This is a genomic window from Alcanivorax sp. HI0044, from assembly GCF_001634945.1.
In genome coordinates this window covers 23,245-31,113 of record NZ_LWEZ01000435.1, presented here as the reverse complement: position 1 = coordinate 31,113, position 7,869 = coordinate 23,245, and the positions used below count along the sequence as shown (strand labels likewise).

The 7,869-nt window shown below is 58.0% G+C and carries 5 protein-coding genes; 2 read left to right on the top strand and 3 right to left on the bottom strand.

Annotated features, from left to right (window positions below; translation table 11 throughout):
- The first annotated feature begins 60 nt into the window (after positions 1 to 60).
- Positions 61 to 1,677 (top strand): FAD-dependent monooxygenase, encoded by a 1,617-nt coding sequence (locus A3730_RS05355; protein WP_063520797.1) that lies wholly within the window; start codon positions 61 to 63, stop codon positions 1,675 to 1,677.
- Positions 1,678 to 1,811: 134 nt separating this feature from the next.
- On the opposite strand, the gene A3730_RS05350 is transcribed toward A3730_RS05355, so the two are convergent.
- Positions 1,812 to 2,621: a putative RNA methyltransferase gene (locus A3730_RS05350; protein WP_063537652.1), complete on the bottom strand. Its 810-nt coding sequence runs from the start codon at positions 2,619 to 2,621 to the stop codon at positions 1,812 to 1,814.
- A 466-nt stretch (positions 2,622 to 3,087) separates the two neighbouring features.
- Between A3730_RS05350 and A3730_RS05345 the strand changes: the two genes are divergently transcribed.
- Positions 3,088 to 4,125, top strand: coding sequence for an LLM class flavin-dependent oxidoreductase (locus A3730_RS05345; RefSeq protein ID WP_063537650.1), 1,038 nt, complete (start codon positions 3,088 to 3,090; stop codon positions 4,123 to 4,125).
- 50 nt (positions 4,126 to 4,175) lie between these two features.
- Here the strand turns inward: A3730_RS05345 and A3730_RS05340 are convergent, their stop codons facing one another.
- Both A3730_RS05340 and A3730_RS05335 read right to left on the bottom strand, forming a co-directional pair.
- Entirely contained in the window at positions 4,176 to 5,624 is a 1,449-nt protein-coding gene (locus A3730_RS05340; RefSeq protein ID WP_063520189.1) for a hypothetical protein, read from the bottom strand.
- 276 nt (positions 5,625 to 5,900) lie between these two features.
- On the bottom strand, positions 5,901 to 7,829 hold the full coding sequence (locus A3730_RS05335; protein WP_063520188.1) for an acyltransferase family protein: 1,929 nt from the start codon (positions 7,827 to 7,829) through the stop codon (positions 5,901 to 5,903).
- Positions 7,830 to 7,869 lie beyond the last annotated feature (40 nt).

Here is a 7,869-nt window from a genome sequence, read left to right as displayed (position 1 = left end):
GCCAATAGGGTGCCATAAGGAGAGTGTACCATCGCCATTAGCGAGAACCGCACACCGCAGGTGCTGATTGTCGGTGCGGGCCCCACCGGGCTGGCACTGGGTATCGGCTTGCGCCGCCACGGTATCCACTGTTGCATCATCGATCGTCTTGCGGCGCCATCGCCGTATTCCCGAGCGCTGGGCCTGCATGCCCGTTCGCTGGAAATCTTTGAGGCGCTGGATGTGCTGGCGCCGATCCGCAAGGCGTCGCGGCGCCTCAAGGCTGTATCGGTATACGGGGATAAAGGGTTTCTCTTCGAACTGGACCTCACTGCTCTGAAAGCGCCGTACCCGTGGGTGCTCAGTTGTCCGCAATCCGAGGTGGAGGCGGTGTTGATCGACCGATATCGGATGCTGGGCGGCGAGTTGATTCGCAGTGCCGAGCTGCTGGATTTCCGTCAGGACGGCAGCGGCGTGCAAGCGCGTATTCGCCAGGGGGCGGAGGTGCAGACATTCAATGCCGAGCTGCTGGTGGGAGCCGATGGCGTGGGTTCCACGGTGCGTGAGCAGCTTGGCATCGGTTTCAAGGGCGTGGATTACAGCGAGCATTTCCTGCTGGCGGATGTGCCCTGGGATGCGCCCTGGAGCAACGACCGTTCCCATGGTTTCCTGCGGGAAGAAGGGCTGTTGCTGGCCTTGCCTCTGCCGCAGGGCTGGCGGCTGATTATGGCCAGCCGTGAGACGCCGGAAACACCCTTAAGTCTGGCGCCTTTTAGCGAACGGCTAACGTCGATTCTTGGGGACGTGCCTGATTTGGGTGAACCCCGTTGGCTGAGCCAGTTCTCCGTACAACGTCGGCTGGCTCAGCATTACCGGCGTAACCGGGTTTTCCTGGCCGGCGACGCGGCCCATGTGCAAAGTCCACTGGGCGCCCAGGGCATGAATACCGGCCTCGCGGATGCGTTCAACCTGAGCTGGAAGTTGGCGTTTTACCTCAAGGGGTTTGGGCAGGGCGCCTTGCTGGATAGCTATGAGCAGGAACGGCGCCCGGTGGCGGAGAAAATGCTTTACGGGGTGGATATGCTGTCACGGGCGTCATTGGTGAAACTGCCGATGTTGCGGCGCAGCCGGGATTCCCTGCTGAAGCTGGCGGGCAGCCGCCGCAATATTTCCAGTCGACTGCTGCGTACGGCCAGCCAGCTGGATGTGCATTATCGCAATTCGCCGCTGGTCACCTGTGGGCCGGAGGCCGACGTGGGCTGGCGGCATCAGGGGCCGCTGCCGGGCGATCGGCTGCCGGATGCGGCGCTGAAATCCGTGCGCACCGGGCATCTGCATCAGTTGCACGGTTTGTTGCGCAAACCGGTACATCATTTGTTGCTGCAGCTGAGCGAATCCCCCGAGCATAACGAGCGGCTGGTGATGTATGCCTTGAGTGATCGTTTGGGGCAGGAATACCGTGAGCGCGTGCACCTGACCGTGATTGCGGCGCGGGCCACCGCAGATGAAGATGTGCCCCGTGAAGGTACCACCCGTATCTGGCGTGACCATGAAGGGGAGTTTGCCAGCGCATTCGGCGATCAGGGCCGGCTCTGGTTGATGCGCCCGGATGGGCATCTGGCTTACCGGGCGCCGGTGAGCAATGCGGATGACTTGCTGTCGTATCTGGAGCGAGTGCTTGGGAAAAGAGAGGGGTGATGGGAGGGCTGTGCGACATGTTGTCGGGTTACGCCTTTCAGGCTAATTCGACCTACGAAACCCTTTCCAGGTAGGTCGAATTAGGCGTAGCCGTAATCCGACACGAACCCGACATCACGTTTGATAAACGCAATCTACGCCACCCTTCGCCAGCGTTGAATCACAAAATGTCCGTTCATGGGCTGGCCGGCCAGGGCGCCAATGCCGGCTTTCGCATCCGGCCGTGCCCGCCAGTGATGGGGGGTCATGGCCAGCAGGTTACGGNGCTCTTCTTCTGAGTCCGGAACCCATTGGCAATGCAGGGTCTCGCTGGAGATCAGCTCGAAGCGATCATCCAGAAACTTGCCCGCATCAAAACTGCTTTGCCGCACATCGTCGTACAGGGCTTCGCGCAACGGCAGCAGGTGCGTTTCCCCGGTACCGACAACAATCAACTCCCCACCGGGTTGCAGCACCCGGGCGATATCGTCCACGAACAGGCGGGTGAACAACACAAATACGGTTTGCTGGCTGGCATCAAACAGCGGTAGCCGGGCGCCGCTGGCCACCAACCAGGTGATGCGCTTGTTACGCTTGGCAGCTGCATCCACCGCGAACTTGGAAATATCCACGCCCACACCATTCACGCCGCCCAACCGCTGGGCAAACTGCTCGGTGTACCAGCCTTCGCCACAGCCGATATCCAGCCAGGCGGGTTCTTCATCCGGCAGGTGGGCGAGCAGGGCATCTGCCAATGGTTGATAACGGCCCAGTTCAAGAAAAGCCGTGCGCGCCTGCACCATGGCCTTGTCGTCCCCCGGTGATCGGGAGCGGCGCTGCTGCGCCAACAACAGATTGGTGTAACCTCGCTTGGCACGATCGAACTGGTGGCCGTTATCGCAGTGCCAGCTATTGCCGGCAAGGCGCAGGACCTGTTCGCAACTGGGGCATTTGAGTGTGGGCATGGCAAACCGTGTTCCGGGGCGTGATGCCGGCAGTGAACCACAGGATGCCGGGAAAAGGTAGGGCAGAAGGCAGGGCGACAGCATCATGCAGAGCAATGGAAGAAGAGGGCGAGGGCAGCCGCCCTCGTATTATGGCGAAGCCGATATTTGTATTTCTGCACGTTGCAGCTTGGCTTCTGCGGTCAGGTTGCGCAGGTCACTTAAATACGCCTGATAGCTTTTATTCACAGATCACTCAGTGGGTGACCAATGATGGCGCACTGATTGCCAAATACTGCCCGTAGGCAAGTAACGCAAGCTGAGTTTCAGGCCCCGGTAATCCGGGGCTTTTTTGTTTAAGCGGGCATCCGAGAGAAACGAGGTGCCGACTCGTTGTTACTTCCTGCTGCTGAATGGCGGGGATCGATCAGGGGTGATGCAGGCACGATAATTGTGCTCTCGACAAACTGCGGGGTAATCAGAAATCATGGGTACCCGTTGTTTGCTGGATCTGGAGTGTACTGTGACGAAGTCTGTACCGTTTTCCCTGCTGGAACTCGCCTCGGTCCGCGAAGGAGATACCGTGGGTGAGACGCTGGCCAACAGCGTTGCCTATGCCCGCCATGCGGAAGCGCTGGGGTTTCAGCGGTTCTGGCTGGCGGAGCACCACAATATGCAGGGGATCAGCAGCGCCGCGACGTCGGTGTTGATCGGGCATATTGCCGGGGCGACCGAATCCATTCGGGTGGGGTCCGGGGGGGTGATGTTGCCGAATCACCCCCCGCTGGTGATTGCCGAGCAGTTCGGGACTCTTGAGAGTCTCTATCCTGATCGGATTGATCTGGGCCTGGGCCGTGCGCCGGGAACCGACCCGATGACCAGCCGTGCTTTGCGTCGGGAAGGTCTGGGGGCGGAGCAGTTTCCCCAGGACGTGGCGGAGTTGCAGCGTTTGCTGGGGCCGTTGGATGCGTCACGGGCTGTGAACGCGATTCCGGGAGCGGGCACCAATGTGCCGATCTGGTTGCTGGGCTCCAGTTTGTACAGCGCGCAGCTGGCCGCGCAGCGTGGCTTGCCCTATGCCTTTGCCGGGCATTTTGCGCCCCGGCTGTATCGTGAGGCGTTGCGTATCTACCGGGATCAGTTTCAGCCCTCTGCTCAGCTGGACAGGCCTTATGCCATGTTGACGGTGCCTGCGGTGCCGGCGGATTCCGATGAGGAGGCCCAGTACCTGACCACCACCAGTTACCAGCGCATCCTCGCCCTGTTCCGGGGCCAGCCGTTGTGGATGAAGCCCCCGGTGCAGAGCATGGCCGGGTTGTGGAATGCGGAAGAAGAAGCCGGCGTGAAGGGCTTTCTGGGGTTGCAGTTGCTGGGGACGGCAGAATCCATTCAGGAACAGCTTGATCAGTTGCTGGATTCGGTAGAGGTGGATGAGCTGATGGTGACGGTGGATCTGCATGATCCGGTGAAACGCCGCCATGCACTGGATATTCTGGCGGCGTTGGAGCAGTTTCAGGCGGTGTAATACACCTGCGCTTTCATTGCGTACCTGGATGTCGGATTACGCCTTTCAGGCTAATCTGACCTACGGTCCGAGATCCGCCAGTGGTTCCTGCGAAACCTGCCGAACGCCACGAGAGCAGTAAGCAAAGCAAGGGGCAGGCTACCGCCTCCACTACTGCTTCCTCCTCCACTGCTTGCTCCGCCGGTTTCTGTATTGCTGCTTTGCGTGACCTCAAAACGGCGGGCATAAATATCCGGTGCGTCGTCATCATTCTCTATCCAGCTTTCCCAGGTAACGATGAGCGTGCCATCGCTGTCTGTGGCAAGAGCCACATGGTTTTCTTCTGGCGTGGTGTAGGTGGAGATTTGTTGAGGTTCGCCTACAAGGCCGTTGATGGTGACTTGTTGAGTATAAAGTGTCTTATCGTTATATCCGTCGTTACGGTTCCAGACGATAAAGGCGTTGTCGTTTTTTGCCCTTGCGATAGCCGAGATGGCATTATCTTCCTGGGTTTGTTGGCCAATGACGCTACCAAGATTCCCGGTCAGCGAAACAGTCCGTGCCATTGGGTCCCGGCTTCCGTAATTACCGCTATCCCAGGCGGCGATGAAGTGGTTTTCGTCTAGTGTGACCGCGTGTACGTCGCTGGGGTAGCTACCCACATCGGTTATGCTAAAGAGGGTGGATGTTTCGCCTATCGGATTATCATTCGCAGCGAAAAGCGCGCCTCTAATAGCGTAATGCGGTGACGTTTCTTCTCCGGTTTTCTTGCCCTGCATATCTGCTCCCCATACAAGGAATACCGCGTTATTGGTATTCAGAGCAACGGCTGGAATAGCCCCTAGGTTGCTGAGCGGCATGGGCTGCGTGACGGTAACTGCGTTACTTGTGGCGTTGCCGCTTTTGTTATAACGCCGAAAAGTCAGTGTGTTGCCATCAATGGATTTATCCAGTGCAGTGGGAAAGGTTTGCCAGGCGATGACCAGGCCGGTGTCGTTGTGGGCGAGGGCGGGTAGTGCTTCTTTGCCGTTGGTATTTGCAACGGTGAGAGGCTCACCGCTTGGAGAACCGTCGTTATTGAAGAATTGAAGCACCAGATTGTAGTCGTTATCGATGTCACTGATGGGGTCGCCGGTTTCCGACCAGGCGAGAGCAAAAGCACCATCGTTCCACATGGTCATTGCAATGTGTGGGTAGTCGTTCTGTTCAGGAATGCGAGCAATATTTTGGTCCGCATCGACCAGGGTTCTCTCTGGACCAACTGTTTCACCAAATTGGTTGTAAAATTGCCCTTTAATGGCTGGGCCAACATCGGACAGGCGGTTTTCAGAGGTCCAAACGATCAGCGTTTGATTATTCCCGTCTGCGGCTATGTGCGGTGTTGCTTCGTAACCGGATGAGGTGGTGTTAACGAGGTGCTCGGGGCCTTGAGCTTCCAGGCTTGCAAAGCCAGGAGCCGCAGCGCTGAAAAGCACCATTGAAATAACAGCGCGACTAATACGATACCACTGATTTCTCACTATAATTCCCCTGTGTCTTGCATTCGGCGTTTTTCATCGGGCGGGGAGTATAAGGTGCTGAGCGTTTTTTCCTGTCAGCAAAGACTTACAAATCAGGGTGATTTTTTTTTGGCGAAAGAGATTGTGATGCTTGTCACGTATTCGCGACCCTTTTTGCAGGGGAAAAGTGAGGAGAGGAGGGCGCCGAGCACATCGACAGTCAAAACTGGTTACTAGGGAGAGGGGGCGCGGTTCTGTTGTGCTGACAGAACCGCTGACAGAGGCAGGTCCAGGGGGTTAGTGCTGGGCGCCGGGTAGCGGATTGCCGAATCGCTTCAGGTATTCCTTGCCAATTTCAATCCCGCCCACGTTATTCAGATGGCTTTCATCGCGGTAGAGCGGGATGCCGTTCAGGACGGTCTGGCAGCGTTCGCCATCGCACAGCACTTTTCTGGGGTTAAGCCACTGCACGTCCGGGTAGTGCTGCTGGACGGCTTGTTTGTACCGGTAAAAATTGTCGAGTGAGCCTTCTACGCCAGCAGCGCTGATCGTGCAATCGTCCATGTTTTTCAGTAGGCATTCTGCGTAAGAGGAAGAGGGCAGCTCGGGCACGTCTTCCATCACGATGACGGTGTGCCCCTGATCTTTCAGCCAGCCGATGGTGTCTACGAAGTGGCGTTGATAACTTTGAGACTTAAGGTACGAATTCCACCAGGCACCGATGAAGACTGTCATGGGGCGTTGGCTCAGGTAGTCGCTGAGGGCCTGGTTACGAGCCACTTTGGTTGGGTCTGAGGCCTGGACTTTTTTCGCTATGGCCGGGGGCAGGAATGGGGTTGAGGCCCGGGTGACCATCAGCATGGAATAGTCTGTGCCCTTGAGTAGCTGTTCGATAAAGCCGATCTGGGCGATGGCGTGGGAGTCGCCAATCAACATGCTGTTGGGCTGGCCGTTTTCCGGTTCGGCGCCGAACAGGCAGGCGTCGCTCCTGTTGAATTCCACTGGCTCGCCTTTGAAGCAGCGTTTGTAGAGGTCTGCCGGATTGTTGTTGGCGATAATCTTGTACAGTTCGCGGCGCTCTTCGGGAATACGGAAACTGATGTCGTCGGCGATGCGGATGGTGGACTGGATTGCCCAGATGCCAATCAGCGGCGCCAGGATGAAGATCAGGAATGATTTCTTGAAGCTCCACTCCCGGTGCCGGTAACGGTTTTCCACGAAGCGAAAGCTGAGCCAGGACAGGACGACGACGCCAGCCATCAGCAGCAACCGGTTCAACCAGGTCAGCTCGATAAGCTGGTAATGCATCAGCGCCACCGGTGGCCAGTGCCACAGGTAAAGGGAATAGGAAATGCCGCCCAGAAAAACCATCACTGGCAGGCTCAACAGCCGTGCGGTGAAGGTGCCAGGCTGATGCAGGCCGGCGTAGATGACCATGGCGGTGCCGAGGGTGGGCCACAGCGCGTTATAGCCGGGGAAGTGATCGTGCTTGGTGATCAACAGGGCGGTGGCCACAATCAGGGTGAGGCCGATCAGCGCCAGGGTTTCGGCGCTGCCCCGGTTCAGGCGAGGTAACTGCTGGCTGAATAGTGCGACGCCGGTACCGAGCATGAATTCAAACAGGCGGGCGGGCAGCAGGTAGTAGGCAGCGGCGGGGTGGGCGCTGGCCATATAGACCGATAACACAAAGGTGGCCACCAGGGTGATACGGAATGGCCAGTGGGCGTTGCGGCCTTTGCCGAAACGATAGGCCAGGTACAGGGAGGCAGGCCAAAGCAGATAGAACTGTTCCTCCACGGCCAGCGACCAGGTATGCAGCAGGGAAAGCGACAGGGTTTCCGGGGCGAAATACTGGGTGAGCTCGTTGAAGTAGTAGAGGTTGCTCAGCCCGATCAGTGAGGCCATCCAGCTTTTGGCAAAAATATAGTAGGCGTCGCCGATATAAAACGGCGAGATCATCAGGAAGGTGGCGGTGGAGACCAGCAGAAACACCGGCACCAGGCGGCGGATACGGCGGGCATAAAAATCGCGAAACCGGAAAGTTCCTTTCTGGAAGGCCCGCTCCAGTAGCTGGGTGATGACGAAACCGGAGATGACGAAGAAGACATCGACACCGATAAAGCCGCCCGTAATGCCCGGCACCTGATAGTGGTACAGGATCACCAGGATGACGGCCAGTGCGCGCAGGCCTTCGATGTCGGCGCGATAACTTGGCTTGGCCTTCACGTATGTCTCCCCAGTGTGCTGATCAGTAAACCGGGAAGAA

Bases quoted from the DNA above. Each gene is read 5' to 3' on its own strand.
- A3730_RS05345 (WP_063537650.1), top strand. From the start codon at position 3,088: ATGGGTACCCGTTGTTTGCTGGATCTGGAGTGTACTGTGACGAAGTCT.